The organism is Mesorhizobium sp. CNPSo 4689, from assembly GCF_057784325.1.
Genome location: NZ_JBWLUZ010000026.1, coordinates 1 through 25,629 on the forward strand (window position 1 = coordinate 1; position 25,629 = coordinate 25,629).

General features: G+C 64.3%; 29 protein-coding genes and 1 pseudogene. 18 read left to right on the top strand and 12 right to left on the bottom strand.

The window, feature by feature from the left end; all coding sequences use genetic code 11:
• Positions 1-187 precede the first annotated feature (187 nt).
• The 3 genes and pseudogenes from AC04SI_RS24945 (at position 188) to AC04SI_RS24955 (ending at position 2,519) form a co-directional block, all read left to right on the top strand.
• Positions 188-801, top strand: a pseudogene (locus AC04SI_RS24945) (LysE family translocator).
• A 309-nt stretch (positions 802-1,110) separates the two neighbouring features.
• A complete protein-coding gene (locus AC04SI_RS24950) occupies positions 1,111-1,686 on the top strand; it encodes a TetR/AcrR family transcriptional regulator (protein ID WP_488475061.1) in 576 nt (191 codons plus the stop codon).
• Positions 1,683-2,519, top strand: a complete 837-nt coding sequence (locus AC04SI_RS24955) for an EamA family transporter (protein WP_488475062.1) — start codon at positions 1,683-1,685, stop codon at positions 2,517-2,519. Before AC04SI_RS24950 ends, AC04SI_RS24955 begins: the two co-directional genes overlap by 4 nt.
• 13 nt (positions 2,520-2,532) lie before the next feature.
• On the opposite strand, the gene AC04SI_RS24960 is transcribed toward AC04SI_RS24955, so the two are convergent.
• Complete coding sequence (locus AC04SI_RS24960) at positions 2,533-3,132, bottom strand: TetR/AcrR family transcriptional regulator (RefSeq protein WP_404281064.1); 600 nt, start codon at positions 3,130-3,132, stop codon at positions 2,533-2,535.
• A 97-nt stretch (positions 3,133-3,229) separates the two neighbouring features.
• Here AC04SI_RS24960 and AC04SI_RS24965 point away from each other — a divergent pair, with 97 nt between their 5' ends.
• The gene (locus AC04SI_RS24965; protein ID WP_404280865.1) at positions 3,230-3,751 is read left to right on the top strand and encodes a DinB family protein; all 522 of its coding nucleotides are present in this window, start codon (positions 3,230-3,232) and stop codon (positions 3,749-3,751) included.
• 443 nt (positions 3,752-4,194) lie between these two features.
• Here the strand turns inward: AC04SI_RS24965 and AC04SI_RS24970 are convergent, their stop codons facing one another.
• A complete protein-coding gene (locus AC04SI_RS24970; RefSeq protein ID WP_404280867.1) occupies positions 4,195-4,698 on the bottom strand; it encodes a hypothetical protein in 504 nt (167 codons plus the stop codon).
• Between the two features lie 393 nt (positions 4,699-5,091).
• Between AC04SI_RS24970 and AC04SI_RS24975 the strand changes: the two genes are divergently transcribed.
• The 4 genes from AC04SI_RS24975 to AC04SI_RS24990 all read left to right on the top strand — a co-directional run bounded on the left by AC04SI_RS24975 (position 5,092) and on the right by AC04SI_RS24990 (position 8,217).
• A complete protein-coding gene (locus tag AC04SI_RS24975) occupies positions 5,092-5,688 on the top strand; it encodes a glutathione S-transferase (protein ID WP_488475063.1) in 597 nt (198 codons plus the stop codon).
• A gap of 254 nt (positions 5,689-5,942) precedes the next feature.
• Positions 5,943-6,326, top strand: coding sequence for a TfoX/Sxy family protein (locus AC04SI_RS24980; protein ID WP_404280871.1), 384 nt, complete (start codon positions 5,943-5,945; stop codon positions 6,324-6,326).
• A 73-nt stretch (positions 6,327-6,399) separates the two neighbouring features.
• Positions 6,400-6,822 carry a GFA family protein gene (locus AC04SI_RS24985; RefSeq protein WP_404280873.1) on the top strand — a complete coding sequence of 141 codons (423 nt, stop codon included), beginning with the start codon at positions 6,400-6,402 and terminating at the stop codon, positions 6,820-6,822.
• 123 nt (positions 6,823-6,945) lie between these two features.
• Complete coding sequence (locus AC04SI_RS24990) at positions 6,946-8,217, top strand: ROK family protein (RefSeq protein ID WP_404280876.1); 1,272 nt, start codon at positions 6,946-6,948, stop codon at positions 8,215-8,217.
• Between the two features lie 212 nt (positions 8,218-8,429).
• Here the strand turns inward: AC04SI_RS24990 and AC04SI_RS24995 are convergent, their stop codons facing one another.
• From AC04SI_RS24995 to AC04SI_RS25020, 6 genes are all read right to left on the bottom strand, one after another.
• Complete coding sequence (locus AC04SI_RS24995) at positions 8,430-9,908, bottom strand: amidase (RefSeq protein ID WP_404280878.1); 1,479 nt, start codon at positions 9,906-9,908, stop codon at positions 8,430-8,432.
• A 14-nt stretch (positions 9,909-9,922) separates the two neighbouring features.
• Positions 9,923-10,882 carry a cyclase family protein gene (locus AC04SI_RS25000; RefSeq protein ID WP_488475064.1) on the bottom strand — a complete coding sequence of 320 codons (960 nt, stop codon included), beginning with the start codon at positions 10,880-10,882 and terminating at the stop codon, positions 9,923-9,925.
• Positions 10,879-11,673 (bottom strand): ATP-binding cassette domain-containing protein, encoded by a 795-nt coding sequence (locus tag AC04SI_RS25005; protein WP_404280884.1) that lies wholly within the window; start codon positions 11,671-11,673, stop codon positions 10,879-10,881. Before AC04SI_RS25005 ends, AC04SI_RS25000 begins: the two co-directional genes overlap by 4 nt.
• A gap of 2 nt (positions 11,674-11,675) precedes the next feature.
• Positions 11,676-12,740, bottom strand: a complete 1,065-nt coding sequence (locus AC04SI_RS25010) for an ABC transporter permease (protein WP_404280886.1) — start codon at positions 12,738-12,740, stop codon at positions 11,676-11,678.
• Between the two features lie 54 nt (positions 12,741-12,794).
• Entirely contained in the window at positions 12,795-13,724 is a 930-nt protein-coding gene (locus AC04SI_RS25015) for a sugar ABC transporter substrate-binding protein (protein ID WP_404280888.1), read from the bottom strand.
• A 240-nt stretch (positions 13,725-13,964) separates the two neighbouring features.
• Positions 13,965-14,624, bottom strand: coding sequence for an outer membrane protein (locus AC04SI_RS25020; RefSeq protein ID WP_404280890.1), 660 nt, complete (start codon positions 14,622-14,624; stop codon positions 13,965-13,967).
• A 411-nt stretch (positions 14,625-15,035) separates the two neighbouring features.
• Between AC04SI_RS25020 and AC04SI_RS25025 the strand changes: the two genes are divergently transcribed.
• The 6 genes from AC04SI_RS25025 (at position 15,036) to AC04SI_RS25050 (ending at position 20,192) form a co-directional block, all read left to right on the top strand.
• Entirely contained in the window at positions 15,036-15,800 is a 765-nt protein-coding gene (locus AC04SI_RS25025; protein ID WP_404280893.1) for an SDR family oxidoreductase, read from the top strand.
• Positions 15,797-17,869, top strand: coding sequence for an excinuclease ABC subunit UvrC (gene uvrC, locus AC04SI_RS25030; RefSeq protein ID WP_488475065.1), 2,073 nt, complete (start codon positions 15,797-15,799; stop codon positions 17,867-17,869). The genes AC04SI_RS25025 and uvrC overlap by 4 nt, the downstream gene beginning before the upstream one ends.
• 138 nt (positions 17,870-18,007) lie before the next feature.
• The gene (gene pgsA / locus AC04SI_RS25035; RefSeq protein ID WP_006201585.1) at positions 18,008-18,604 is read left to right on the top strand and encodes a CDP-diacylglycerol--glycerol-3-phosphate 3-phosphatidyltransferase; all 597 of its coding nucleotides are present in this window, start codon (positions 18,008-18,010) and stop codon (positions 18,602-18,604) included.
• Between the two features lies 1 nt (position 18,605).
• A complete protein-coding gene (moaD, locus tag AC04SI_RS25040; protein WP_404280897.1) occupies positions 18,606-18,863 on the top strand; it encodes a molybdopterin converting factor subunit 1 in 258 nt (85 codons plus the stop codon).
• 5 nt (positions 18,864-18,868) lie between these two features.
• Positions 18,869-19,351 carry a molybdenum cofactor biosynthesis protein MoaE gene (locus AC04SI_RS25045; RefSeq protein WP_404280899.1) on the top strand — a complete coding sequence of 161 codons (483 nt, stop codon included), beginning with the start codon at positions 18,869-18,871 and terminating at the stop codon, positions 19,349-19,351.
• Positions 19,352-19,427: 76 nt separating this feature from the next.
• Positions 19,428-20,192 (top strand): YbaY family lipoprotein, encoded by a 765-nt coding sequence (locus tag AC04SI_RS25050; protein WP_404280902.1) that lies wholly within the window; start codon positions 19,428-19,430, stop codon positions 20,190-20,192.
• Positions 20,193-20,360: 168 nt separating this feature from the next.
• Here the strand turns inward: AC04SI_RS25050 and ndk are convergent, their stop codons facing one another.
• Positions 20,361-20,783, bottom strand: coding sequence for a nucleoside-diphosphate kinase (gene ndk, locus AC04SI_RS25055; RefSeq protein ID WP_404280905.1), 423 nt, complete (start codon positions 20,781-20,783; stop codon positions 20,361-20,363).
• A 178-nt stretch (positions 20,784-20,961) separates the two neighbouring features.
• On the opposite strand from ndk, the gene AC04SI_RS25060 reads away from it, so the two are divergent.
• Entirely contained in the window at positions 20,962-21,162 is a 201-nt protein-coding gene (locus AC04SI_RS25060; RefSeq protein ID WP_404280907.1) for a hypothetical protein, read from the top strand.
• A 6-nt stretch (positions 21,163-21,168) separates the two neighbouring features.
• Here the strand turns inward: AC04SI_RS25060 and bluB are convergent, their stop codons facing one another.
• Together bluB and AC04SI_RS25070 are read right to left on the bottom strand one after the other, a co-directional pair.
• Positions 21,169-21,804, bottom strand: coding sequence for a 5,6-dimethylbenzimidazole synthase (gene bluB / locus AC04SI_RS25065; protein ID WP_404280909.1), 636 nt, complete (start codon positions 21,802-21,804; stop codon positions 21,169-21,171).
• A 133-nt stretch (positions 21,805-21,937) separates the two neighbouring features.
• Positions 21,938-22,627, bottom strand: a complete 690-nt coding sequence (locus tag AC04SI_RS25070; RefSeq protein ID WP_404280911.1) for a glutathione S-transferase family protein — start codon at positions 22,625-22,627, stop codon at positions 21,938-21,940.
• Positions 22,628-22,743: 116 nt separating this feature from the next.
• Between AC04SI_RS25070 and AC04SI_RS25075 the strand changes: the two genes are divergently transcribed.
• The 3 genes from AC04SI_RS25075 (at position 22,744) to AC04SI_RS25085 (ending at position 25,083) form a co-directional block, all read left to right on the top strand.
• Entirely contained in the window at positions 22,744-23,256 is a 513-nt protein-coding gene (locus AC04SI_RS25075) for a DinB family protein (RefSeq protein ID WP_404280913.1), read from the top strand.
• Between the two features lie 226 nt (positions 23,257-23,482).
• Positions 23,483-24,076 (top strand): hypothetical protein, encoded by a 594-nt coding sequence (locus AC04SI_RS25080; RefSeq protein WP_404280916.1) that lies wholly within the window; start codon positions 23,483-23,485, stop codon positions 24,074-24,076.
• A gap of 218 nt (positions 24,077-24,294) precedes the next feature.
• Positions 24,295-25,083, top strand: coding sequence for a GGDEF domain-containing protein (locus AC04SI_RS25085; protein WP_404280918.1), 789 nt, complete (start codon positions 24,295-24,297; stop codon positions 25,081-25,083).
• A 74-nt stretch (positions 25,084-25,157) separates the two neighbouring features.
• Here the strand turns inward: AC04SI_RS25085 and AC04SI_RS25090 are convergent, their stop codons facing one another.
• Positions 25,158-25,460 carry a DUF982 domain-containing protein gene (locus AC04SI_RS25090; RefSeq protein ID WP_404280921.1) on the bottom strand — a complete coding sequence of 101 codons (303 nt, stop codon included), beginning with the start codon at positions 25,458-25,460 and terminating at the stop codon, positions 25,158-25,160.
• Positions 25,461-25,629: the final 169 nt, after the last annotated feature.

Here is a 25,629-nt window from a genome sequence, read left to right on the forward strand (position 1 = left end):
CAAGCACTGGCTGCGCAAGGCTGCCAAGCGAACAGTCGAAACCGTCTGTGGCGCTATCGGCCAAATCCTTGGCACCGTCACTTCAAACGAATGCCAAAATTACTTCACTGAAGCCGGATATGCCCAACCTAAGTTCATCCCGCTCTAGTCTGAACGCCCGAGAGCAACAACCGTTTCGGGTACCGTCATGGATCTTGTGACCCTCCTTGCCTTTGCGGCCGCCTTCTTCGTGTTTGCCGCCAGCCCAGGCCCTGACAATATGACGATCGTCGCCCGCACGATCTCCGGCGGCGCGGCATCGGGCATCGCCTATGGTGCCGGAACTGTGGTCGGCATCCTCATCTTTCTGGTGCTCGCCGCCTTCGGCCTGTCGGTCATCGCCGCCAAGATGGCGGTGGTCATGACAGTGCTTCGCTATGGTGGAGCGGCCTACCTGATCTGGATGGGCGTCAGGCTGTGGACTGCGGTCCCCGTTGTGCCGGAACTGCAGCCCGTTCGGGCGGGCGCGGGTTGTTGACGATCTTCGCCACAGGCATCGCCCTCAACCTCGGCAATCCGAAAATGCCGCTGTTCTACGTCGCGCTGCTGCCGAATGTGGTAGGCGCATCGCTCACCCCCGGACACGTCGGCGTGCTGATGGCGGTGATCCTGGCTGTCGAGGTGGTGGTGATCGGCGGCCACGTCATCCTTGCGGCGCGCGCCCGCAACCTGTTGCGCACGCCCAGGATCGTGCGTCGCGTGAACCGGGCGGCGGGCGGCGTGATGATCGGCGCCGGCGTCGCCGTGGTCGCCACGCGCTGAGGCTACTGCTTCTGACGCATGATTGCGCTGTTCGGTCAGAGGCTGCCAATCGCTAACGCTAGCGCCGCCCCTCATCCGCCTGCCGGCACCTTCTCCCCGTGTAGTGACGGGGAGAAGGGGGCTGGCCACACTGTCGGCTCCCTATTCTTGACCGCTGGCAATTGGCGAAAGCGGGCGACGTCGCCCCTCTCCCCGTCACTATACGGTGAGGGGCAGCGCCGACCTGAATCGTGGAACCCCCTGCCAGTTGACAGAAAGCGCCATCATCATCTAAAAAGAGACAGACCTGTCTCATCACTTGGTGATCACATGACGCGTTCATCCGCTTCCGGCAAACGCCAGCATGTCATCGACACCGCCTATGCGCTGTTCAAGCAGGGCGGTTTCCACGCCACCGGCATCGACCGGATCATCGCCGAGGCAGACATCGCCAAGATGACGATGTATCGCCACTTTCCCAGCAAGGACGAGCTGATCGTCGAGGTGCTGGACTATCGCGCCGGGCGTTTCGACCGTCAGCTCGACCGGCTCGAGCAAGAGGGCATCACGCCTGAGCAGAAAATCTCAAAAATCTTCGACTGGCACGAGCGCTGGTTTCGCAGCGCCGACTTCCACGGCTGTCTGTTCGCGCATGCGCTGGCTGAATTCGGCGATCCCGGGCATCCGGTGTTCAAGGCAGTTGCCAGGCAGAAGAACGGCCTGAGATCGCGCATGCAGGCAATCCTCGAGCATGTGATGCCGCCCGACCGGGCCGAAGGCGCGGCCGCCGCCTTGCTGATGCTGATCGAGGGCGCAACGCTGATGGCGCAGATGGGGCAGCCGGCCATCGGCAATGCCCGCAAGGCTGCAGCCGCCATCATCGCCGCTGCGAGCGTGCCGCAATGAGCGCGACCGTCGTCGGACTGGCGCTGTTCGCGGCCATCCTGCATGCCAGCTGGAACGCCTTCCTGCGCACCGGGGCCGACCGGCTGTGGACGGTCACCGTCATGAGCTTTTCCAGCACGCTGGTCGCCATCCCCTTCGCCCTTTTCCATGCGCTCCCGGCGGCGGCGGCCTGGCCCTATGTCGTGCTCTCGGCTTGCCTCCAGGTCGGCTACAGCGTGTTCCTGGTCGCCGCCTACAAATATGGCGAGCTGGGGCAGGTCTATCCGATCGTCCGCGGCAGCGCGCCGCTGCTCGTTGCGCTCGGCGGCTTCTTTCTTGCCGACCAGCAGCTGACCATGCCGGAGATCGTCGGCGTCGCGCTTGTTGCCGGCGGCATAATGGGTCTTTCGCTGGGCAGGGGGAGGGCGTCGACGACATCTATCCTCTGTGCGCTGGCGACCGGAGCGATCATCGCCGCCTACGCGACTGTCGACGCGATCGGCGTTCGCGCGGCGCAAGACAGCGGCGCCTACACGGCATGGGTGCTGGTGTTTTACGGCGCCTTGCTACCGGCGACCTTCATCGCCATGCGCGGCAGGCTCGCTGTCGACCTCGGCGCGCCTGAAACCTGGAAGGCGCTGGGCGGCGGTCTGTTCGCGCTGCTGGCCTATCGCGTCGTCGTCGCCGCCTTTGCGCTGGGGCCGGCCGGTCCGATCACGGCGATCCGCGAAACCAGCGTCGTCTTCGCCGCCTTCATCGGGCGGCTGTTCCTTGGCGAGATGCTCACGCCAAGGCGCGTTGGCGCCTGCGCCGTCGTCGCCCTCGGAGCCATATGCCTCGGCTACCGGCCGTGACGCTCCCGCTGTCTCACCGCGGCGCGGCTCTGTGCTGTCCGGACAGGTAAGCGCAGATCAGATCGACGAGTTGCTTCTGCAATTCCGGCGCCTCCAGCATGCCGCGTCGCGCCGCATTGTGGATCACGCCCTCGACCGCGGAGGACAACACGCGCGTCACGGTCTCGGTGTCTTTCGTGCGTCTGCGATACTGCGCCACGGCAGCCGCATAGTGTTCGAGATAGCGCGACTGGAAAGCGGCATGCGCGGCCCTTGAGCCGCGATCGCCTGGTGCTTCGTCGAGCAGCACCTGGTGCAGCGTCGGATGGATGCTGTGCGCCGCGATCATGCCGCGCGTGAGTTCGCGCGCGAATTGCCGGAGCGGTTTCTCGTCGGCTGCCGCATCGCTGATAACCGCGAGGACCTGATCGAAGTGCCGGCGCCGGATCGCTTCGACAAGCGAAAGCTTGTCGGGGAAATACTGGTAGAGCGAGCCGATGCTGGCACCGGCCGCCTCGGCCACCTTGTTGGTGGTGAAACCGGCCCATCCGAGATCGCTCAGAACGCGAGCACCCGCCTCGATGATCGCCTCGACGGTTGCCCTGGAACGCGCCTGGCTCGGCTCCTTGCGCATGCGCGAGCGCGGCTTTGCAATGCGAGTAGACATGTCTGATCCGTCTCCGCAAGAATATAAACAACATACTCACATTCATGGAAAAGGGATACCGACCATGAGCGCACTGGTTTTGCTTCGCAGCCTCTTCGCCTACCAGGCCTGGGCCGATGACGAGTTGCTGGAGAAACTCGCGAGCCTCGACTCACATACACACGGCAAGGAGCGCCTCGTCGCGACCCGTCTCCTCAATCACAACCTCGTCGTGTCAAAAATATTTGCGGCGCATCTCACCGGCGCTCGCCACGGCTGCAGCGCCGACAACACCGAGGACACGCCCGCGCTCGACGCGCTACGCACCGATGTCGCGGCAATGGGTCGCTGGTATCTGGACTATCTGGAAACCGTCGCCCCGGACCATCTGTCCGAGCCCGTGGCGTTCGTCTTCACCGACGGCGACAAGGGATCGATGTCGCGCCAGGAGATGCTGACCCATGTCATCATCCATGGCGGCTCCATCGCGGCGAAGTCGGGCGCATGCTCTCGCAGATTTCCATCGCGCCGCCATGGGACACTTTCGCCGTCCATCTCCACCAGACTGAGCCTTCGCGCCGGCTGCAGGCGGTGCTCGAGCCGCTAAGCGCCTGATCATAATATGGTTTCCGGTCTGACGATGTCGGCTGGAATGCATTCTTTCGCGAGCGCCGTGATCTCCAGAAAATGTGAGCATAAAGCTCACTTTTCATTTCATGCCGCAAGATGATGCGACGTCGCGGCTGTCGTGTTGCTTTCGTCCTTTCCTCTGTTCGTCGCACGGGCAAGACAAAGCGAGTGATCCGGAAACTCTGCATGATCTTCGCAACGCGCAGTCGATGTCTGCGGTCGAAGCTGCTCGAAAAACCCTGAGCGCGTCGACAAGATCGACCAAGATAGAGCGCGAAGAATTTCCGTCGCAGAACTTCGTTGCGAGATCAAAGATGCATGACGAAATTCTTCGACGATCAGCACGCTCGCATTGCGCTCGTAACCGAAATTTAATCTGCTAAAATCAATGTAATGCTTCGCTGGCTAGACACGCGCGAGTCAGATAAGCATGACACGCCGGGTCACTAACGGCCATCGGCAACAACGCAAGGGGCATCGCATGGCTAAGCAGTCATCCAAAGCGCCGGCATCCAAGGCACCGGCAAAGAAAGCACCAGTAAAAGCAGCAGCGGCGAAGGCCGCGACTGCAGTGAAGAAAGCAGCACCCGCTGCCAAGCCGAAGGCGGCAGCGCCCAAGGCAAAAGCAGCACCGGCTAAGAAGCCGGCTGCAAAGGCCGCGGCGAAACCCGCAGTGAAGAAGGCAGCACCGGCCAAGGCCAAGGCTGCACCGGCAAAGAAGGCAGCACCTGCCAAGAAGCCGGCTGCAAAGGCTGCGGCGAAACCTGCGGCGAAGAAAGCAGCGCCAGCCAAGGCTCCGGTCAAGGCAGCCGCGGCGAAGTCTTCGGCACCGGTGAAGAAGGCCGCGCCGGCCAAGAAGGCGCCTGCGAAGGCCGCGAAGAAGTAATCGCGTTTCTTCGCGCGCCGGGGACAGTACCGGGACATGAGGGCGGGTGCCTTGGATGCACCGCGCTCTCCGCACCGGTGTTGAGGCGCACGAAAAGAGGGGCGGACGTAATATCTTTCGCAGCTCCCAGGACTTCGCCACACGGCGAAGTCCGGCGGGGCTTTTTTGTTGCTGTGAAAGACGGGCAAGAAGCCCGGTCTACCTCGCCATCGCGAGAGCCTTTTCAAGCACCGGATCGCGGCCGGCCGCATAGTCGGCGAACGCGAGATCTAGCCCACAACCTTCACTACTAACACTTCCGTGTAGACGCCCAGGCGCTCTCGATCGCCGAAGGCAGCGCCAATGCCTGGCGGCAGGATTTTTTCTTTCTGGCTTGTTGCGCGGGCAGGGCGCCCGGTCGACAGTGCCGGTCCGCAAACAGGGAACCGATCATGCCGAAGCTGCTCTACGCCTCCACGTCCCCCTATAGCTCCAAGGTGCGTATGGCGGCGCTTTATGCCGGCATCGCCGTCGATCTCGTGCCTGTGAAGACCGAAGACAAGCCAGCCGATCTGATATCAGCCAATCCGCTCGGCAAGATCCCGGTGCTGGTGCTCGACGATGGCCGCTCGATCCATGACAGCCGTGCCATCACCCAGCACCTCAACCGGCTGTCGAAGAACGCACTGTTTCCGCGCAATTCCGACAAGCGGCTCGAGGCCGAGGTGCTGGAGGCCATGGCCGACGGCATCTGTGATTGCGCACTGTCGATGGTCTATGAGCGGCGCACGCGGGCGGAGGAGATGGTCTATCAGCCCTGGCTCGACCGCCAGTGGGCAAAGATCACCGCAGCCCTCGACCTGCTCAACGCCAACCCGCCGAAACTGCCGAAGAAGATCACCGCCGGCCAGATGGCGCTGCGCGCCTGCCTCGGCTATCTCGCGCTGCGTTTCGCCGGCAAATGGGAAAAGGGTCGCGGCCGGCTGACCCGCTGGGCGGCGCGCTTTGACGAGAAGTTCCCGGAGCTGAAGGGCGCGGTGCCGGGGTAGAAGCTGCCGATCTCCCCCCCTTGTGGGGGAGATGCCTGGCAAGGCAGAGGGGGGCGCTGTCCCGCCGGCCTGCCTATTGGAAGCATCCCCACATCGAGAGGGGTCGACGATCGAGTTCCTTCGCGCCCCCCTCTGTCCTGCCGGACATCTCCCCCACGAGGGGGAGATCGGCAGCTTGGCCGCCGCGCTCCACTTCCATATTGACCGTTTTCGTGCTTGCCTGTCGCCCTGCAAATCGCACACGGGCGGTGAGCATGCCGAGATCAGTCACCACGACCAGCAGCACAGCGGATCCCATGCTCGAGCGTCTGCGCGCCGCCCTTGGCCAGCGCGCCTTCACCGAGCAGAAGATGTTCGGCGGCACCTGCTTTCTCGTCAACGGAAACATGCTCGTCGGAACCTCGAAGCGCGGGCTGCTGGTCCGCGTCGGCAAGGCCGCGCATGACGCTGCGGTCGCACGTCCGCATGCACGCCCTATGGAAATGGGCGGGCGTTCGATGGAAGGCTACGTCCATGTCGCGCCGGAAGGCACAGCGACAAAAGCCGATCTTGGCGGCTGGGTCGATCTCGCACTGGCATTCGTCGGCACGCTTCCACCAAAATCAAAACCCGCCAAGGTCGCAAAGAAGCGCGCCTGAACAGATGGCGCAGCGCATTCTGGGCTCCGCCAGGTCAATGTTGCCGAGGGGCGCACGGCGAGGAGAGGGTGCGATGGTCTATCTTACGGGAAATTGCATGTGCGGGGCAGTCACCTGGACCTACTCCGGAGCCTTGACGCGCAACCTGGTCTGTCACTGCGCCGATTGCCAGCGCGCCACGTCCTCCCCCGTCACGGCCTTCCTGGGCATGAAGCCGGAGCATCTGAACTGGACCGGCGAAATTGTGCATTACGAGAGCACCCCCGGAACATTTCGGGGATTTTGCTCGTCCTGCGGCACAAGGCTCTATTTCCGCTCCCGGAAATGGCCTTCGGAAATTCACGTCCACGCCGCCACGATGACCGACCCGGGCGAATACCAACCAGACGCGCAGGTCTTCATGCGCTCGCGGGTGAAATGGCTCGACCGGCTGCAGTCGCTTCCCGCTCATCAGGGTTTTCAGCAAGCTCCGTCGAATTCTGCCGATACGCCCTGAGGTCGGAGCGAATGCGCACCTGCCTGAACGGCCAAGTTTGTTGCCCGCTCGTACAAAGTTCTCGAAACCGGCAAGCTCTTGGGCTAGAAAGGTTTTTAAGAATGGCGGCGTGAACCCTTTGTAATGAACATAACCGACGACGACAGCCCGAATGGCGCACGCAACGGCATGTTCACGCCGCCCGGCGATGGCGCCGGCGTCGAACGGGCAGGGCGGCCGCGCAAGGCGCTGCTGTCGTCCTCGATGGTCGGCTCGACCAATCGCGGCCGCGTGCTGCAGACCCTGTTCGACATGGGGCCGACCAGCCGCGCCGAGCTGGCGCGGCTTGCCGGCGTCAACCGCACCACCATCTCCGGCATCGTGCAGCCGCTGATCGACGACCAGGTGCTGGTCGAAAGCGATCCCATCCCCGCCAATCCCGGCGGCGGCAAGCCGGCGCGGCCGCTGTGGTTCTCGCCCAATGCGCGTCCGATCTGCGGCGTGCTCTTGATGCCGGACGCGGTGCATGCCTGCGTGTCGACGCTCGACGGCAAGATCGAGGTGGAGCGCAAGATGGCGCTGCCCGACGGCAGGGGGCCAGTCCAGCCGATCATCGAGACGATTGCTGAGTGTGTAGGCGACACGCTGGCCAAGGCGCGGCGCACGCCCTTCGGTATCGGCGTCGGCGTCGGCGGCATGGTCGACACCGATCGCGGCTCGATCGTCACCGTCAACCTGGCGCCCGCGCTCGACCGCTATCCGCTCGCCGACGAGCTCGGCCGCCGCTTCGGCCTGCCGGTCAAGCTCGACCACCATCCGCGCGCCCTGCTGCTCGGCGATCGCTGGTTCGGCGCCGGGCGCGGCGTCAGGCAATTCGCCGTCGTCTTCACTGGCGAGGTGCTCGGCGGCGCGCTCTATTTCGACGGTCATCTCTATCGCGGCACGGCGGGCGCCGGCGGCGAACTCGGCCACACCTTCGTGCAGCTCGACGGCGAACTCTGCCGCTGCGGCCGGCGCGGCTGCTGGGACACCATCGCGACGCTGAGCTGGCTTCGGCGCGAAGCAGCCAGTGCGGGCCTGCCCGAACCCGAGCTGATCGATTCCGGCCGTCTCGCGGACATGGCGGCGCGTCAGGTGCCGGGCGCCGAGAAACTGCTCGACCGCTATGCCCGCAACGTCGCCGTCGGCATCGCCAATCTGCAGCAGACGGTGGCGCCCAACATCTTTATCCTGCATGGCGATGTCGTGCTCGGCGGCGAGCGCCTGCTCGAAGCCATCGCCGCCCACGTCCGCGCCATGGTGCCGGCGCGACCGGGCGGCCAGATCGAATTCATCGCCGGCGACGCGGGCGATGGCGCCGCGCTGCTGGGCGCAGCGGGGCTGGTGATTTCCGAGCTGCTGCAACTGCCGATCTAGCCTTTCCCTTCTCCCCTTGTGGGAGAAGGTGGATCGGCGCGAAGCGCCGAGACGGATGAGGGGTGCCGGAAGAAACGCGGCGTCAAAATATCGATGGATTTTAAGCGTTTAGTTATTCAGCGTAGCGATCCTTCCAACACCCCTCATCCGTCCGAGCTTCGCTCGGCCACCCTCTCCCACAGGGGGAGAAGGGAGAACCAGCGCCGCCGCCCCTACCTCCCCGTCAGCCCCGGAAAACTCCCGAACCAGGGCCGCATTCGCTCGAAGCGCGCGGCCATGTTCAGCACGCTTTCGTCGGCATGGCGCGGCCCGATGATCTGCATCCCGACCGGCAGGCCCTGTGGCGTCAGCCCGGCCGGAACCGAGATCGCCGGGTGGCCGGTGTAGTTGATCGGGTAGGTCATGCACCAGCCGATCAGCGGATCGACCACCTCGCCATTGATCGAGGTCGGGCCGATCGTGTTGCCGTCGGTCGCGTTCTTCACCGGTGGAACCGCGAGCGTCGGCGAGACGATCAGATCATGCGTTTCGAACACGTCTTCCAGCCCGTCGCTGACACCGGTGCGCAACTGGTCGTCGAGCGCGTGCTCGACCGCCGACACTTTGTAGGCGCCCTCCAGCATCGCCAAGAATTGCGGCGTCAGCACTGCTGCGTGTTCGCCCATCAGGTCGATGCCTTCCTGCTTCCAGTAGACGGCGATCGCCGCATAGTGGATCGAGATCGTGCGCACCCAGAGCGCCGCGAGCTCCTTGTGGTCGGCCTTGAAATCGAGCTCGACCTCATTGACCTCGACGCTGCCCTGCCGCATCGCCTCGACCGCGTCGGCAATCACGGCGGCGACCTGGCGGTCGACCGGAAAATTGCCGAGGCGTGGGCTGTAGGCGACGCGCAGCTTTCGCGCCGGCGCCTGCACGGCGCCGACATAGTCGACGCCGTCGTCGGGCAGGCTGAGTGGGTCGCGGCTGTGCGGGCCGGCCATCACCTTGGCCATCAGCGCGGCATCGGCCACGGTGCGCGTCAGCGGTCCGATATGGACCAGCGGATGCCCCCACAGGAAGCCGTCGGGACGCGTCACCGACGGGATGCGGCCGAAGGACGGCTTGAAGCCGACGCAGCCGCTGAACGAGGCGGGGATGCGCACCGACCCGCCGCCGTCCGTGCCTTGCGCCAGCGCCGCCATGCCGTCGGCCACCGCCGCCGCACTGCCGCCTGACGAGCCACCGGAATTGTAGCCGATCGCAAACGGCGTGCTGGTCGGTCCGAAGCGCAGATTGTCGGTGATGCCCTTGTGGCCGAACTCCGGCGTGTTGGTCTTGCCGAGCACGATGGCACCCGCGCCGAGCAGGCGCTCGACCGCCGCCGCGCTGGTCTTCGGCACCCGTTTTTTGACGGCCCGCGAGGCCATCGATGTCGGCACGCCGGCGACGTCGTCGAGATCCTTGATGCCGACCGGCACGCCATGCAGGGGACCGAGCGGACCGCCGGCCATCACCTCCTTTTCGGCGACGCGCGCGGCATCCATCGCTTCGTCGCCAAGCACCAGCGTGTAGGCGTTGACCACCGGGTTGCGCGCTTCGATGCGGCGCAGATACGCCTCGGTCACTTCAACAGGCGACAGGTCGCGGCGGCGGATGCGCTCGGCCAGTTCCGTGGCCGGCAGGAAGCAAAGCTGCGTTTCTGCAGAAGTCATGAAGCCATTTCCGTCTATTTGATGAACACTGGATTTGCCGAGCCGCCGGTGCCCTTGCTGACCTTGGCGGCGCTCGCGCAATAAAAACCTTCGTAGCGGCGGTCGGCGGCACAGTCGGCCGCCAGCGCATCGAGCGACGCCATCTCGGTGAAGACGACGCCCAGATTGCGCATCAGTGCCGCGTGCAGCACCAGCATCAGCCCGGTCTCCGGCTCGTAGGTCGTCTCGTTGGCCAGCGTGTCGGTGACCAAGCTGGGGATCTGCATCTCGTCGAACCAGCGCACCAGATCGAGGCTGAAGGTCAGCCCAGGCTCCCAATAGTTTTCGCCAATCCTCTCGTGCCCCGCCGCCAGTGCGCCGACCCAGCCGGTACGGACAAGCAGGATGCTGCGCGGCAGGATCTCGACACCTTGCGCCCGTGCGCACTCGATCAGGTCCAGATGCGTGAAGGTCTCGGCGCGTTCCAGCGCCGGCTTGCCGCGGAAGCGGGCAATGTCGATGAGCACGCCGCGGCCGACGATGCCACGCTCGGCGATCGGCATGATGCCGGCCCTCGTCATGCCGCCATTGGTGCTCGATGCCGGAAAGCCGTTCCACAGCGTGTCGTCGAACCACATATGGCCGAGCCCATCGCAATGCGTGCCGGCCTGCGCGAAACCGGTGACGTAGTCGTCGGCGAATTCGAGGCCGCCGGGCAGCGGGTGCCAGTGGCCGTTCTCGAAGCCGGTCTTGTCGGCGACCATGAAATGCTTGGCCGGCCACCGGCCGGGAAACACCGCATCGCCCTCATGGGTGGCGATTGGCACGCCGAGCGTGAAGGTGCGGCCGTGGCGCGCGCTCGCCAGGCCGCGCTTGACCTCGTCGGCGGTGAGATAGTTGAGCGCGCCGATCTCGTCCTCGGCGCCCCAATGTCCCCACCGATTGGGAGCGTCGGCGAGCAGCCGGCGCAGCGTCATCGTGTCGGTCGCGCTCATGTGCCAGCCTCCGCGATGGCGGAGCGGGGCGTCATCGCTTCCCTGGCGCCGGTGATGTAGGCGACGACGTCCTCCATGTTGGTGACGGCGCTGGCCAGATCGGCGACTTTGCGGCCCCGGCGCATCACCACCACGCGGTTGCACACCTGCCAGAGGTGATCGAGATTGTGGGTGACCATGACGATGGTCAGCCCCTGGGCGCCAAGCCGCCGGATGAGGTCGAGCACTTCGCGCGATTCGCGCACGCCAAGTGCGGCGGTCGGCTCGTCGAGCAGCAGCAATTTGTGGCCCCAGAAGGCGCCGCGCGCGATCGCCACCAGCTGGCGCTGGCCGCCGGACATGCGGTCGACCGGCTTGCTGCGCACGCCGGGGATGTCGATGTTGAGTTGCTCGAGGCCTCGTATCGCGGTGTCGCCCATCGATTTGCGGCGGATCCAGCGCAGCAACGCCGGGCCACGGCCAAGCGCCAGCTCGCGGCCGAGGAAGAAGTTCTCGGCCGCGGTGAAGGTGCCGATCAGCGACAGGTCCTGATAGACCGTCTCGATGCCGAGGCGTTGCGCCTCGGCTGGTGGCGACAGTTTCTGCGGCCGCCCTTCGAGGATCACCTCGCCGGAGGTCGGATCATGCGCACCGGCCAGAATCTTGATCAGCGTCGACTTGCCGGCACCATTGTCGCCGACCAGGCCGATGATGTCGCCCCTGGCGATATCGAGCGAGACATTGTCGAGCGCCTGGATGCCGCCGAAGCTGCGGCAGATGTGGCGGAGCGAAAGCAGCGAAGCCTGGCCCATGGCTACCCCCGTCCGTAGCGGCGGCCGATGCCACCGAGCGCCACGGCGACGACCAGAAGCGAGCCGGTGAACAGGAACTGGGTGAAGATCGGCGCACCGATCATGGCCAGCCCATTGTTGCCGACCGCGACCGTCAGCACGCCGATCAGCGTGCCGAGGATGTGGAACTGGCCTTCCCTGAGTGCCGCCGAGCCGAGGAAGGCGGCCGAGAAGGAGGTCAGCATGAAGCTGTCGCCCGCCGTCACCTGTCCGGAGCCGAGATTGGAGGCCATCAACACGCCGCCGATCGCGGCACAGGTGCTGGCGATGGCGAAGGCGACGATGCGGCTGCGGTCGACGGCGACCCCGGCACGGCGCGCCGATTCCGGGCTCACCCCGATCGCCTTGATGTGCTGGCCCTGCACCGTGCGGTTGAGGATCACCCACAGCAGCGCCAGCACCACGGCCATGATGATGACGAGATGCGGCACGCCGGCGATGCGGCCGATGGCGATGCTGGTGAATTCCCGGCTCTGCGTGAGCTGCAGCGGAATGCCGCCTGAATAGGCGTAGTTCAGCCCGACGACGATGGTGCCGGTGCCGAGGGTTGCGATGAAGGCATTCACGCCGATCTTGGAAACGACGATGCCGTTGACGATGCCGATCAGTGTGCCGAGGCCGACGACAAGCACGATGGCAAGCGGGATCGACAGGCCGCTATAGCTCAAGAGCCCGACCACGAGCAGCCCGCAGAAGCTCGCGACATAGCCGATGCTGAGGTCGAAATCGCCGGCCACCAGCGGCACGGTGAGGCCGGCCGCGACAATGGTGCCGATCGCCATGTCGTTGATGATGTTGCGGAAATTTCCAATGGTGGCAAAGGTGCCCGGCTGCAGCACCGAGAAGATCAGCAGCATCGAGCCGAGCACGATGATGGTGCCGTAGGTGCCGAGAAGGCGCATCAGAAGCGCCCGCCGGTCGCGCGTGCCGGGCGGGAGAGACCCGACCTGCGTGACCGGCAAGGCGCCCTCCGCCGGAGCGGAGGTTTCGGGCAGGGAATGGTCAGCGGACATGACAGCTCTGTTCATGATGGAAATCGGGTCCGGCCGGGCTTGCCCGGCCGGACCGTCAATCTGCAGCGTTTACTGCGGATTGTCCTTCATGAACTGGTCGACATTGTCCTTGGTGACCAGCGTGTAGCCGGGCACGAAGGATTTCGGCTGCCACTTGTCGCCGGCCGCCAGGATGTCCGGGATCTGGTCGACAAGCATCTTGCCGGCCGAGGTCAGGTCGACGCCGAGCGTGGCGGTCATCGTGCCGTCCTTGACCGCCTGCACGGCGGGTGCGGTGGCGTTGAAGGAATAGACCTTCACGTCGCTGCGGCCGTTCTGCTTCAGGGCCGCGATCGCGCCCATGGCGTTGTCGTCATAGCAATTGAAGATCGCGAACGGCCCCTTGGCATTGGCGTTAGCGGCGAGCCATGCGCTGGTCGCGGCCTGCGAGGATTCGGCGGCACCCGGAATGCTGATTTCGTGCGAGGTCGCCTGGAGCCCCGGCTTGGCCTTGACCGCCGCATCGAAGGCATCGGCGCGCTCGCGGCACGGTATGCCGGGGTGATAGGTGAGGTCGAGCAGTGTGCCGGTGTCGCCGACATCCTTCAGCATCAGGTCGATCAGCGGCGGTGCGGCGCCCGTGCTGGCCGAAAGCGCAATGCCGTCGGCCATGCCGCCGCCGGCCGAAAGCACCGGGATCTTCGCATCCGCCGCCGCTTGCAGCCCGGCGGCCAGCCCGGTCGAATCGAAGACGGTGACGATGATGGCGTTCACCTTCTTGGTCGCCAGTTGCTTGATGCTGGTGATCGCCTGCGAGGGATCGCCATTGGCATTGAGCGTTTCCACCGTCCAGCCCTTGGACTGGGCTTCCTTGGTCATGGTGTCGACCATCTGGTTGGTGTCGACGTCGGATGTCGAGAAGGTGACGATGCCGATCCTCAGCTTGTCATCGGCATGGGCAGCCGGCGCGAGGCATGCCGCGACCAGCGCCGCGGCCGAAAGTTTATTAAAGCGGTTCACGTTCCTATCCCCTGTTGAGCGAGTGTTCCGGCTCGCCTCCCGCGCGCCCGCCCCCTATCTCGGGGCTTTCCACCGGGTTGTCACAGCTAAAGCTGTTTGTTCGTGCGAGCCACGTACTAACTATAGGCACAAGGCGGGAAAGGGCGCAACGGCAATTTTTCGGGTGCAGGGAAGGGAGGGTCCAGACACAAAAAAGCCGGGCGCGAGGCCCGGCTTTTCGTGTCGTGGCTTGAACGACAATCAGAACTTCATACCGACGCCGAAGGTGACGCGGTTGTCCTTGACCTTGACGTTGCCAAGAGAGCCGAAGTCCTTGTCGCCGTAGTCGGTGTAGCGGTACTCGACGCGGCCGAACACGTTGTCGGTGATCTTGATGTCGGTGCCGACGCCGGCGGTCCAGCCGAACATCGCATTGCTGTCGTCGGTGCCGGTGACGCTATCCGTGATCTTCTGGTTCTTGCCGGCGAGACCGCCGGTGCCGTAGAGCAGGATTTCCGGGGTCACGGCATAGCCGAGGCGGGCACGCAGCGAGCCATCGAGGCCGCCCTTGGCGTCGATGCCGTCGCTGTCGCCCTTTACGCCGTTGTAGCCGAGATCGGCTTCAGCGCCGTACACGAAGTTCTCCTGCTGCCACTGATAGCCGCCGAAGACGCCGCCGACGAAGCCCTTGGTCTTCACGTCGACGCCGGCGTCACGGGCATCGGCATGGCCACTAAAGCCATAGCCGGCGCTGATACCGGCATAGGGGCCGGCCCAGGAAGCGACCGGAAGTTCGGCAATCGGGGCTGCCGGTGCCGGCGGCTCTTCCGAGACCACGTCCGCCGCGTAGGCAGTTCCACCAAGGGCGAAGAGCCCGAGCACAACAGCCAGCGGCCGTGCGAATTTGAGATTGGCTTGCATTGTTCTTTACTCCTTAAGCCACAGGACACAGGCTTGTTTTTCACGATCGCCATCGACCCGTCCGGGGGGTGAAACGGATCTGGCGTTCGTATGTTCCAAATGTCGTGTCAAAATGCGGCTGAAGCGAACCTGAACTTGGGTCATTCCCCGGCGCGAATGAGGCTGAACCTTGACGTTGCATCTTCGCAACAGCGAGATGTCAGCACGCTTGCCATGCTGCACCGCACTCGGCTTGGTGCAAGGAGTCCAGCGCCCTATATTGCGGTTCAATTGGCCGAGTCTCGGCCGAGCCGAAACGCCGATCGGGCCGCTTTGCCACAATCCTGCCCCAGGTGGAAACGGCATTTAACCCCTAGGCGCGTCATAATTTGCCGGAGGCCGGAATCGTGGCCGCGATTGAGGATTGACAGGATGAACGAAGCCGCCGGAACGGCGCTGGTTACAGGTGGAGGAAGACGGATCGGCAAGGCGATCGTCGAGGATCTCGCCGCGCATGGTTTTGCCGTCTCCATCCACGCCAACGGTTCGCTTGCCGCGGCAGAGGCGCTAGCCGCGCGGATCCGGGATGCCGGCGGTCGCGCCGCCGTGGTCGGCGCCGATCTCACCGACATGGACGCGGTCGGCGACCTCGTGGGACGCGCCGAGGCAGCGCTCGGCCCGGTCACGCTTTTGGTCAACAACGCCTCCCTGTTCGTCGACGACAGCAGCGAGGATTTCGACTGGGCCGTTTGGGACCGCCACTTCGCCATCCATGTGAAGGCCCCCGCGCTTCTGGCGCAGAACTTCGCCCGCGCGCTGCCGCAGGGCGAGGAGGGGCTGATCGTCAACATCATCGATCAGCGCGTCTGGCGGCCGACGCCGCGCTACTTCTCCTATGCGCTGTCGAAGTCGACGCTGTGGAGGCAGACCGAGATGCTGGCGCAGGCGCTGGGGCCACGCATCCGCGTCAACGCCATCGGCCCCGGACCGACGCTCAAGAACACGCGCCAGGAGGACGCCGATTTTGCCGCGCAGGTCGATGGGTTGATCCTGAAGCGTGGCCCTGAATTGCCCGAATTCGGCGCCACCATCCGCTATCTCTGGGCGGCGCGCTCGATCACCGGCCAGATGATCGCGCTCGATGGCGGCCAGCATCTTGCATGGCAGACGCCCGATGTGACAGGCATGGTGGAATGAGTCCCGCAGACCACAAACACAAGCAGCGCAGCGCCGCCGACGATCTGCCCCCCGACATCGACCTCGAGGACGATGCGGCCGAGGAGATCGTCGAACCGGAAGCCGTTTCAGCCGCACCCGACGTCGCCTTCACCGCAATAGACTGGACCCCGCATGCCGGCGATGCCGACGGCATGGTCGGAGCCGAGGTCATCCAGACCTTGGTCAAGCGGCTGCCCAATGCGCCCGGCGTCTACCGCATGATGAATGCGGCCGGCGACGTGCTCTATGTCGGCAAGGCGCGCAGCCTGAAGAAGCGGGTGACCAACTACGCGCAGGGGCGCTTCCACACCAGTCGTATCGGTCGCATGGTGCGCGAGACGGCGACGATGGAGTTCGTCGTCACCCGCACCGAGATCGAGGCGCTGCTGCTCGAAGCCAATCTTATCAAGCGCTTGCGGCCGCGCTTCAATGTGCTGATGCGGGACGACAAGTCGTTCCCCTATATCCTGCTGACCGGCGACCACGTTTCGCCCGGCATCTACAAGCATCGCGGCGCGCGCTCGCGCAAGGGCGACTATTTCGGCCCGTTCGCCTCGGCCGGCGCCGTCGGGCGCACCATCAATTCGCTGCAGCGCGCCTTCCTGCTCAGAAGCTGCACCAACTCCTTCTACGAGAACCGTACACGGCCGTGCCTGCTTTACCAGATCAAGCGCTGCGCTGGCCCGTGCACCGGCGAGATCTCGCACCAGGACTATGCCGTGCTGGTCAGCGAGGCGAAGGATTTTCTATCGGGCCGCAGCCAGAAGGTGAAGACGGAAATCTCCGGCGCCATGCAGCAGGCCTCGCAAGACCTCGATTTCGAGCGCGCCGCCATCTATCGCGACCGGCTGGCGGCGCTGTCGCATGTGCAGAGTCACCAGGGCATCAACCCGCAGACGGTGGAAGAGGCGGACGTCTTCGCCATCCACCAGGAAGGCGGCCAGGTCTGCATCCAGGTGTTCTTCTTCCGCACCGGCCAGAACTGGGGCAACCGCGCCTATTTCCCCAAGGCCGATCCGGCGTTGGAGGGATCGGAAGTGCTGGGCTCGTTCCTGGCGCAGTTCTACGACGATAAGCCGACGCCGCGCGCCGTTCTTCTGTCGCATGGCGTCGAGGAGCAGGAGCTCCTGGCCGAGGCGCTCTCCACCCGTGCCGGCCGCAAGGTGTCGATCTCCGTGCCGCAGCGCGGCGAGAAGAAGGACCTGACCGACAACGCGCTGCAGAATGCGCGCGAGGCACTTGGCCGCCGGCTGGCCGAAACCTCGACGCAGGCGCGGCTGCTGACAGGTTTTGCCGAGACCTTCGGCATGGCCAAGCCGCCGGTGCGCATCGAGGTCTACGACAATTCGCACATCATGGGCACCAACGCCGTCGGCGCCATGGTCGTCGCCGGGCCGGAAGGATTCGTGAAAAACCAGTACCGGAAATTTAACATCCGCTCGACCGAGATCACGCCGGGCGACGATTTCGGCATGATGCGCGAGGTAATGGAGCGGCGCTTTTCGCGGCTGCTGAAGGAGCATGGCGATGCGCCGCAAAACGCTGGCACCGAGGGCGAGACGGAAGACGACATCGAGAGCAATGGCGGGTTCCCGGCCTGGCCCGACGTCATCCTGATCGACGGCGGCCAGGGCCAAATGAGTGCGGTGCGCAAGATCTTGTCCGATCTCGGCATCGAGGACCGCGTCGTGGCCATCGGCATCGCCAAGGGCCAGGACCGCGACGCCGGCCGCGAGCGCTTCTTCGTCAAGGGCAGGGACTCGTTTTCGCTGCCGGTGCGCGATCCCGTGCTCTATTTCGTCCAGCGCCTGCGCGACGAGGTGCACCGCTTCGCCATCGGCTCCCACCGCGCGCGGCGCAAGAAGGAGATGGTCAAGAGCCCGCTCGACGAGATCAGCGGCATCGGCCCCGGCCGCAAGCGCGCACTGCTGCTCCATTTCGGCACGGCAAAAGCGGTCAGCCGTGCGGCAGTCGAGGATCTGGTCAAGGTCGACGGCATTTCCGAGCAGGTGGCCAAGCTGGTCTACAATCATTTCCACGAGAGTTGACGAGGTGTATCGCTATTCAGGCCTGACCTGAATTTCGATACGCCCCGGGTCTTTTTCGGCTGGCCAATCGAAATTGTTCTGTTGACCCCCCACATTCGCTTCTGATTTGAGTACGCAGGCAGAAAGAGTCCCAAAAATATGGCCCAGCGCGCGTTCAACCTGCCCAACATGCTCACCTATGCCCGCATCCTCGCGGTGCCGCTGGTCGTGCTGTGTTTTTTCCTTGAGGGCCATCTGAAGTCGAGCGACTTCGCCCGCTGGTTGGCTCTGGCCATTTTCCTGCTCGCTTCGATCACCGATTACTTCGACGGCTATTTTGCACGCGCCTGGAAGCAGACCTCCAATATCGGCAAGATGCTCGACCCGATCGCCGACAAATTGCTGGTCGCCACCTGCCTGCTGCTTTTAGCCGCCGACACCGATCGCCATGCCGGCATCGCCGGCTGGTCGCTATGGGCGGCGATCATCATCCTGTGCCGCGAGATCCTGGTCTCGGGACTGCGCGAATATCTGGCCGCGCTGAAAGTGTCGGTGCCGGTAACGCAGCTCGCCAAATGGAAGACCACCATCCAAATGGTCGCCATCGCCTTCTTACTTGCCGGCCCGGCCGGAGACAAGATCTTCCCGCTGACCACGCAGACCGGGCTGGTGCTGCTGTGGATCGCCGCCCTAGTCACGCTCTACACCGGCTATGACTATTTCCGCGCCGGCCTGAAGCACATCATGGACGAGTGACGTGGCAACCAAGCTCATCTATTTCGCCTGGGTGCGCGAGCGGATCGGCAAGCCGGAAGAGGAGGTCGAGTTGCCGGACGGCATCGACACGGTCGCCGACCTGCTGCGCTGGCTGAAGTCGCGCGGCGAGGAATATGAGCACGCACTGCAATACCCGGACGTGATCCGCGTCGCCATCAATCAGGAACATGTCGAGCACCGCGAGAAGATCGCCGGCGCGCGCGAGATCGCGCTGTTCCCGCCGATGACCGGGGGCTGAAAACCATGTCCGGCGCGGTGGTGCCTGTCGTGCGCATCCAGCGCGAAGATTTCGACGTTGCTGCCGAGATCGCCAGGCTGACCGAAGGCCGCGCCGACATCGGCGCCGTGGTGACGTTCTCCGGTCTCTGCCGCGACGAGCAGGGCCGGCTCGCCGCACTCGAGCTTGAACATTATCCCGGCATGGCCGAGGCCGAGATCGCGCGCATCGCCGCCGAGGCGATCGAACGCTGGCCGCTGCACGGCCTCACCGTCATCCATCGTCACGGTAAGGTCCGGCCGGGCGAGAACATCGTTCTGGTGGTGACGGCGTCCGCGCATCGCCACGCGGCATTCGAGGCCGCGAACTTTTTGATGGATTATCTGAAGTCTCGCGCGCCTTTCTGGAAGAAAGAGCACCATGCCGACGGCTCCGCGGGCGGGTGGGTCGACGCCAAGGAAACCGACGACAAGGCCACCAGCCGTTGGAAAGCACCGCCGCGCGAATAAGGCTCGTCGCAGCCATGCATTGACCGCAATCCTGCTCCAGCCTTTGCCTGTTTGGCGCGTTTAGGGGAGCAAGGTCATGCTGGACAGGATCGCCGAATTCTTCATCTTCGGTTTCGTGCCGCTGCTCGTCGGCATGCTGGCGGTGCCGGAAATGTCCAATGCCGCCGAAAAGACCCTGAAGGGCGAGGTGATGTATCGCGAGCGCATCGCACTGCCGCCCAATGCCGTGCTCTCCGTCCAGCTAGCCGACGTGTCGCTGGCCGATGCGCCGGCGGCGATCATCGGCGAGCGCAAGGTGGCGCCGGCTGGCCAGGTGCCGATCAAGTTCGAGATCAGCTTCGATCCCCAGGTGATCCGCCCGAACATGACCTATGCGCTGCAGGCGCGCATTACCGTCGACGACAGGCTGATGTTCATCTCCGATACGCGCCATCAGGTCGACCCGCTGAGCGATGCGCCGCAGACGATCATGCTGAAGATGGTGGCGCCGGACGACAAGGCGGCCGGCGCCCTGCTCGGCCAGAGCTGGCTGGTCGAATATATCGACGGCATCGGCGTGATTGCGGAGCCGCAGGCGACGTTCCGGGTGAGCGAAGCCGGCAAGGCCGGCGGCAGCGGCCCCTGCAACGTCTATTTCGCCACCGCGAAGGTCGACGGTTCGACGATCGCCATCAGCGAGATCGGTTCGACCTTCAAGGCCTGCGCGCCTGATGTCATGGCCGAGGAGAAGGCGCTGTTCGAGGCGCTGGCCAGGGCCGCCTCCTACCATGTCGATGCAGGCAAGCTCACCATCACCGACAAGGACGGCAAGGACATCCTGCGCTTCAACGCCGCGAGCTGAGGTTTCACCAAGGGCAGACCTCTGACGCCGCAGGACAGAGGGGGGCGCGAAGGATCGCTACGGGACGTTTCTTGGATCCTCGAACCGCGCCATCTTGGGGCCGAAGCTGAGGCGGATAAAAAAGGCCGGCGAAGCGCCGGCCTTTTGATCAGATTTGGCGATGCCGGATCAGCCGACGATCTCGGTGTCGGAGAACCAGTACTTGATCTCCTGCGCGGCGGTCTCCAGCGCGTCCGAGCCGTGCACGGAATTCTCGCCGATCGACAGCGCATGCACCTTGCGGATGGTGCCTTCGGCGGCGTTGGCGGGGTTGGTGGCGCCCATCACTTCGCGGTTCTTGGCAATCGCGTTTTCGCCTTCCAGCACCTGGACGATGGTCGGCGCCGAGGACATGAACTCCACCAGCTCGCCGAAGAACGGACGTTCCTTGTGCACGGCGTAAAAACCTTCCGCTTCGCGGCGGCTCATCCACACCCGGCGCGAAGCAATGACGCGCAGGCCGGCATCCTCAAGCATCTGGGTGATGGCACCGGTGAGATTGCGCCGCGTCGCGTCGGGCTTGATCATGGAGAAGGTGCGTTCGATCGCCATTGGGTCGTCCTTGCTTTTTGAGAATGGGAATTGGAGTGGCGGGCTCTATACAAGCCGCTTCGGTCCTTGCCAAGGGGAGGCGGCTTCTGGCCAAGGCCGGAGGTTTGCGGGATAATTAGACGGCTGCACAGGCCCAGGCGCCAAGTCCTGGAGCATCGCGGCAGCGGAGCCGAAGGCGATGAACTGGCCTTACCTCAAACGCGGCGACATCACCGGCATCCTCTTCGTGGCCGTCCTTTTCACCGTCATCACCCTGACCCTGCTGTTCCTGCCCCAGCTGAAGCAGGATTTCGGCTTTGGCCCGGAATGGCAATGCGCGCGCATGGAGGAGGGCGATCCAATCTGTGTCAGGCTGGTGCAAGAGGATGAAGCGAGGTAGCCGGCGCTACCGCCTGATCACCACCGGCGGCCGCCGCTGCTCCCAGCCCTCGCGCTGCAGCGTCGGTATGTCGTGCTCCTCGCTCGGATAGCCGACGCAGAAATAGCCGATCAGCGTCCATTCGGGCGGCGTGTCCAGGATCTCGGTCATCTCGGCCGGATCGAGGATCGAGACCCACCCGACGCCGATGCCTTCCGCGCGCGCCGCCAGCCACAGCGTGTGCACCGCCATCACCACCGAATAGTCAATCGTCGCCGGCATGGTCAGGCGGCCCAGGCCGTGGCCTTGCCCCGTTGTGCGGTCTGCGAAGACCGCGAACTGGCAGGGCGCCTCGGCGAGTCCGGACAGCTTCAGGCGCGCGTAGAGCGCCGCGCGCTCGCCCGAGAAGCATGCCAGCGCCTCGGCGTTGCAGCGCTCGAAGCAGCGTTTCACGGCGTTGCGCCGCTCCGGACTTTCGACGACGACGAAGCGCCAGGGCTGGCTGAGCCCGACGGACGGCGCGATGCTGGCAAGTTCCAGAAGCCGCTCCAGCGTGCCGTCGGCCAACGGCGTCGGCTTGAAGCGCCTGACGTCGCGGCGCCAGCGCAGCAGCGTTTCCAGCCCGGTGCGAAAGTCGTCGGAGAAATCCGGACCTGAGGTCATGCCGCTATATTGCCTTCGTTGTGGTCGCCCGGATTCACCGGCCGCTGCTTCTTGGCCTCGATCAAGGCAGCGATGAGGCGTGCAAAGCGACGCAAGCGCGCCCGCTTTGTCGCATTTCGGAAGCGGTTGGCGGTTACGCCGCCGCCACCGTGCGGCCGAGGCCGCCATTGAGATCGAGGCAGCGTTCGAACCATTGCGCCACGATGTCGCTATGCTCAAGCAACCGGTAGGGCGAGGCGATGCGTGCCCATTGCAGCGCGCCGAAGACGATGTAGTCGGCAAAAAGTGGCGAGGCGCCGCCAATGAAAGGCTGGTAGCCGAGCATCGAGCGCAATGGCTCCAGCGAGGCGCGGAAGGCGTTTAGTCCGGCGTCGCGGCCAGCCACCACCTCTTCCAGCCGCTTGCCGAAGCGCTGCTCGCGGTTCTGGCGGAAATAGGCGGCATTCGGCTCGTCCTGCATGGCGTGCAGGTCCATGACCGCCACGGTGTTGATGTAGGGATGGATGGTCAACTGCGACCAGCGTTCGATGAAGCGCGCCATCGCCTTGCCGCCGTCGCCGGAAAACAAGGTCGGCCGCTCCGGATAGGTCTCGTCGAGATAGAGCGCGATGGCGAAGGAATCAGCGATCACCTTCTCGCCATCACGGATCACCGGAACGAGCTTCGAAATACCACCCTCGACGGCAGGCACTTCGAGGAAGCGCGTCGGCACGCTGGAACTGTCCAGCCCCTTGTGGGCGAGCGCCATCGCGATCTTCCAGCAATGCGGGCTGAACGGGCGCGCGGCATCGCGCCCGACAAGTTCATAGAGCACAATGGTCATTGGCGGAGCCGTTCCTCTGGTTGGAGCAAAAGCATGACTGATGGAGCCATTCCGTTTCCATCACAACATCCTTTGCTCTAGGTAGAGCCGGGATTCGAAGCGAGCCGGTGAAAGAGATGAAACAGCATTTCATGATGTTTGCGGCCTACAATCAATGGGCCAATGGACGCATCTACGAGGCCGCCGCCGATCTCGTGGACGAAGAATTCGAAAGGGATGTCGGCGCCTTTTTCGGCTCGATGGCGGGCACGCTCAACCATCTGCTGGCCGCCGACCGTGTCTGGATGAAGCGCTTCACCGGCGAGGGCGACGCACCTTCGAGGACCGACACGATCATCCACCGCGCCTTGTCTGTCCTCAGCCTGGCACGCGAAGCGGAAGACAAGAGGATCATCGACTGGGTCGGCGGCATGAGCGACAAGGCGCTCGCCGGCCGCTTCTCCTACATGACGCTTACCGACATGCGCACCGTCTCGCAGCGGTTGGCGCCGGCGCTCAGCCACTTCTTCAACCATCAGACCCACCATCGCGGCCAGGCGCATATGATCCTGACCGTGCTCGGCCGACCCTCCGTGCCGCTCGACCTGATGCTGTTCCAGCGCAGCGAGGAAGGCCGCGCCTATGCCTGATTTTGGGATCGGGCATGTAGCATATTGGAACTTCTAAAGTTTTAGAATAAAGCATGATTTGTTTTGGCGCATTAATGAAATATTCAAAAACCAGGATTCACTGAAACAGAAAGAGCGGCGAAACTGAAGTGCATCTCCAAGCGTAGCCCTTGCTGCATGAGCAATATAGCGGATTTGTTCCAGGAAATTGCGATGCAGGAACTGGATGGCAACAAAGGAGAGTGTCATGCATAGTATCGTTCGAAAAATCGCTGGAACTTTTGCAAGTGGAGCGATTATCGTTATTCTCGCCGCTCCCGCAAATGCGGCTGAGGTTGGCCTTGGTGGCCTTGGCGGCGTTTCCATCGGCGGCAATTCAGCCAACGGCAATGTCGGCGGCGCCAATGGGGGCAACGCGGATGCTTCCTTCGGCGGCAGCAGCACCAGCGCCAACGCTTCGATCGGCGGCTCGGGTGCCGCCAATGCCGATGCCACCCTTGGTGGCGGCGGTGCCGGGGTTGCGGCGTCCCTGGGCGGGACCAACGGCGTAGGGACCAATGCGTCCCCGGGCACCAGCAATGGGGTCAATGGAGCGCTGGGAACGACGCTCGACGGCACGAGCGCCAATGTCGGTGTCGGCACCGGGGTTGGAACACCTGGCATTCCCGGCATCCTCGGCACTGCGGCAAATCCTGGCACGCTGGGTCTGCCCGGCGTCGTCGCCCAGATGTCGACCAGCCAGCTGACGCGCTTGAAGAAGCGCTGCGTCGATGTGCTCAGCAGCGAAGGCACCTATGACCGCGAGCTGCGGCAGCTGTGCCTGCTGATCTCGCGCCGGTAGCGCGCCTGCCACGCGTTGACGACAACATCCGGCAGTCTGAAGGCCCGCCACTCAAGTGGCGGGGTCTTTTTTGCGCTGGTGCGGCCAATAAATATTAGCGTGTCGAACATTAGTGTCTTTGCGGGGAAAAGCTTAACCATGTTCGGATTGCAACTCCGATCTTAGGATTTCATTTGCCTTCCCACTTCAGGATGATCTGACGTAGCGGGAGCAATGGCATGCGCATCGATTTGTCCCCGACAAGCTGGGGCAGGGTCATAGTGGTGACGGTGGTCGGCACGGCGATCTGCATTGGCGCTGCGTTCTTCGTCGATTCCTTCAATTTCCCCCATCTGTCGCCCGAGGCGCTGTGGCACGCGCAATTGACCGACCTGTTTCTGCCGCTGGTGCTGGCCGGTTCGTTTTTCTTCTTCCTGATGTACAAGATGCGCCAGCTGGCCATCGCCCAGAGGGAGCTGAGCATCGTCGCGGCCACCGACAGCCTGACGGCGGTGTTCAACCGCGGCGCGTTTTCGATGCTCGTCGAAGCCTATCTCGATCAGGCCCGCAGCCATGCGGTCGTCAATGCCGGTGCGTTCCTGATCGTCGACGCCGATCACTTCAAGACCATCAACGATCGCCTCGGACACGATTGCGGCGATCAGGCGCTGAAGCTGATCGCCAAGACGATCCAGGACCAACTGCGCGGCGCCGACATCGTCGGTCGCATTGGCGGCGAGGAATTCGCGGTCTTTCTTCCCGGCGCCGACTCCTCGCAGTCCTGGCTGGTCGCCGAGGGCATAAGGCGGCGGATCCGCGAGGTGGAATTTGCCCCGGGTGGGCGGCCTTGCCCGCTTTCCGTAAGCATAGGCGGCATCGCCTTCAGCGGCCCGACCACCTATGCCGACATGTTCCGGGTGGCCGACGAGCACCTCTACAAGGCCAAGTCGAACGGCCGCGACCAGGTCAGCTTCGAAACGACCGGGCTGCGCGGCCCAGCGGTCGGCGACGCCGCGACCGTCCACTGAAACTAGTGAATAGTAAGTGCTGAGCAGCTATCCGCCTGCACGCCATCAGCTATTCCACCATTCACTATTCACGATCAAGCGGCGTAGCCGCCAAAACCACGCGCGACCGGCTTGACCGAGACGGCGGGCTGGGCGGCAGGCCAGAGCACGCCAGCGGTCACCGCGAAGCTGATCAGCGCATCGCGCGCCGCCTCGGCGGAGACATCGCCGGCACGTGCCGCTTCGCAGGCCTTCACCGCCGCGCCATAGCTCAGGCGGCGCCGCGACGGCGGGAATTCGGTCAGGAATTCGTGCATGTCGAACAGCGACGCGATCATGCGCTTGTGACCGGCGCCAACGGTGACGGCGACCGGGGTGAAGAACATCCTGTCGTGCATTCTGGCCTCTCGGGTTGGGCGAAAAAGGCGGCGGTCGCCGCTCTTCCGGTTGGGGTCGAACGCCAGAGAACGCGGAGGGTGGCATGAGGTTCCATGGTGAGGGGCTTTTTTCGGGGCAGTAGGGCGCTGGTCGAGGCGTTGCGCTACAGGGTGAGTGGGATAGTCCTGG

Excerpts from the sequence above, each read along its gene's own strand:
- AC04SI_RS24950 (WP_488475061.1), top strand. The coding sequence starts at position 1,111 with ATGACGCGTTCATCCGCTTCCGGCAAACGCCAGCATGTCATCGACACC.
- AC04SI_RS25050 (WP_404280902.1), top strand. The coding sequence starts at position 19,428 with ATGCTGGACAGGATCGCCGAATTCTTCATCTTCGGTTTCGTGCCGCTG.
- pgsA (WP_006201585.1), top strand. The coding sequence starts at position 18,008 with ATGGCCCAGCGCGCGTTCAACCTGCCCAACATGCTCACCTATGCCCGC.
- AC04SI_RS25080 (WP_404280916.1), top strand. The coding sequence starts at position 23,483 with ATGCATAGTATCGTTCGAAAAATCGCTGGAACTTTTGCAAGTGGAGCG.
- AC04SI_RS24970 (WP_404280867.1), bottom strand. The coding sequence starts at position 4,698 with ATGTCCCGGTACTGTCCCCGGCGCGCGAAGAAACGCGATTACTTCTTC.
- AC04SI_RS24995 (WP_404280878.1), bottom strand. The coding sequence starts at position 9,908 with ATGACTTCTGCAGAAACGCAGCTTTGCTTCCTGCCGGCCACGGAACTG.
- AC04SI_RS25045 (WP_404280899.1), top strand. The coding sequence starts at position 18,869 with ATGTCCGGCGCGGTGGTGCCTGTCGTGCGCATCCAGCGCGAAGATTTC.
- bluB (WP_404280909.1), bottom strand. The coding sequence starts at position 21,804 with ATGACCTCAGGTCCGGATTTCTCCGACGACTTTCGCACCGGGCTGGAA.
- ndk (WP_404280905.1), bottom strand. The coding sequence starts at position 20,783 with ATGGCGATCGAACGCACCTTCTCCATGATCAAGCCCGACGCGACGCGG.
- AC04SI_RS25075 (WP_404280913.1), top strand. The coding sequence starts at position 22,744 with ATGAAACAGCATTTCATGATGTTTGCGGCCTACAATCAATGGGCCAAT.
- AC04SI_RS25070 (WP_404280911.1), bottom strand. The coding sequence starts at position 22,627 with ATGACCATTGTGCTCTATGAACTTGTCGGGCGCGATGCCGCGCGCCCG.
- AC04SI_RS25000 (WP_488475064.1), bottom strand. The coding sequence starts at position 10,882 with ATGAGCGCGACCGACACGATGACGCTGCGCCGGCTGCTCGCCGACGCT.
- AC04SI_RS24955 (WP_488475062.1), top strand. The coding sequence starts at position 1,683 with ATGAGCGCGACCGTCGTCGGACTGGCGCTGTTCGCGGCCATCCTGCAT.
- AC04SI_RS25025 (WP_404280893.1), top strand. The coding sequence starts at position 15,036 with ATGAACGAAGCCGCCGGAACGGCGCTGGTTACAGGTGGAGGAAGACGG.
- AC04SI_RS24985 (WP_404280873.1), top strand. The coding sequence starts at position 6,400 with ATGGTCTATCTTACGGGAAATTGCATGTGCGGGGCAGTCACCTGGACC.
- AC04SI_RS24980 (WP_404280871.1), top strand. The coding sequence starts at position 5,943 with ATGCCGAGATCAGTCACCACGACCAGCAGCACAGCGGATCCCATGCTC.
- AC04SI_RS24965 (WP_404280865.1), top strand. The coding sequence starts at position 3,230 with ATGAGCGCACTGGTTTTGCTTCGCAGCCTCTTCGCCTACCAGGCCTGG.
- AC04SI_RS25005 (WP_404280884.1), bottom strand. The coding sequence starts at position 11,673 with ATGGGCCAGGCTTCGCTGCTTTCGCTCCGCCACATCTGCCGCAGCTTC.
- AC04SI_RS24960 (WP_404281064.1), bottom strand. The coding sequence starts at position 3,132 with ATGCGCAAGGAGCCGAGCCAGGCGCGTTCCAGGGCAACCGTCGAGGCG.
- AC04SI_RS25020 (WP_404280890.1), bottom strand. The coding sequence starts at position 14,624 with ATGCAAGCCAATCTCAAATTCGCACGGCCGCTGGCTGTTGTGCTCGGG.
- uvrC (WP_488475065.1), top strand. The coding sequence starts at position 15,797 with ATGAGTCCCGCAGACCACAAACACAAGCAGCGCAGCGCCGCCGACGAT.
- AC04SI_RS25010 (WP_404280886.1), bottom strand. The coding sequence starts at position 12,740 with ATGAACAGAGCTGTCATGTCCGCTGACCATTCCCTGCCCGAAACCTCC.
- AC04SI_RS24990 (WP_404280876.1), top strand. The coding sequence starts at position 6,946 with ATGAACATAACCGACGACGACAGCCCGAATGGCGCACGCAACGGCATG.
- AC04SI_RS25060 (WP_404280907.1), top strand. The coding sequence starts at position 20,962 with ATGAACTGGCCTTACCTCAAACGCGGCGACATCACCGGCATCCTCTTC.
- AC04SI_RS24975 (WP_488475063.1), top strand. The coding sequence starts at position 5,092 with ATGCCGAAGCTGCTCTACGCCTCCACGTCCCCCTATAGCTCCAAGGTG.
- AC04SI_RS25090 (WP_404280921.1), bottom strand. The coding sequence starts at position 25,460 with ATGCACGACAGGATGTTCTTCACCCCGGTCGCCGTCACCGTTGGCGCC.
- AC04SI_RS25085 (WP_404280918.1), top strand. The coding sequence starts at position 24,295 with ATGCGCATCGATTTGTCCCCGACAAGCTGGGGCAGGGTCATAGTGGTG.